Origin of the sequence: Pseudomonas sp. EA_65y_Pfl1_P113, from assembly GCF_963970525.1 — a bacterium.
GTDB lineage: Bacteria > Pseudomonadota > Gammaproteobacteria > Pseudomonadales > Pseudomonadaceae > Aquipseudomonas > Aquipseudomonas tritici.
This window is the reverse complement of sequence record NZ_CAXAQM010000394.1, coordinates 1-504: the sequence shown is the minus strand read 5'-3', so window position 1 is coordinate 504 and position 504 is coordinate 1. Positions and strand designations below refer to the sequence as shown.

The 504-nt window shown below is 60.9% G+C and carries 1 protein-coding gene; it reads left to right on the top strand.

Features of this window, described 5'->3' with window-relative positions:
* Window positions 1–142 precede the first annotated feature (142 nt).
* Window positions 143–504 (top strand): phosphoribosylaminoimidazolesuccinocarboxamide synthase (locus tag AACY52_RS30230; protein WP_339561366.1); only part of this gene is annotated, 362 nt, incomplete at its 3' end.

Below are 504 nucleotides of genomic sequence, written 5' to 3'. Positions count from 1 at the left end.
GAAGCGCCGCGCCCTGCGCCCAAGCTGATTGCACCGCCGCCGCGCATTCGATATAGCGGAACCCTTACCGCCCCGGCCCGCGTTCCCCGCGTCGCCGGGGCCTATCGTTTTCAGCTTTTGGTTTTTAGGGGTATCCGCGCACATGGCACGCCGCCGCCAGATCTACGAAGGCAAGGCCAAGATCCTCTATGAGGGGCCTGAGCCAGGGACGCTGATCCAGTATTTCAAGGATGACGCAACCGCCTTCAACGCCCAGAAAAAGGGCACGATCAGCGGCAAGGGCGTGCTCAACAACCGGATTTCCGAGCATATCTTCACCCTGCTCGGGCTGATCGGCGTACCGACGCACTTCATCCGCCGCCTCAACATGCGCGAGCAGTTGATCCGCCAGGTCGAGATCATCCCGATCGAAGTGGTGGTCCGCAATGTCGCCGCCGGATCGATTTCGACTCGACTCGGCATTGAGGAAGGCACCCAGCTTCCCCGCACGATCATCGAATATTA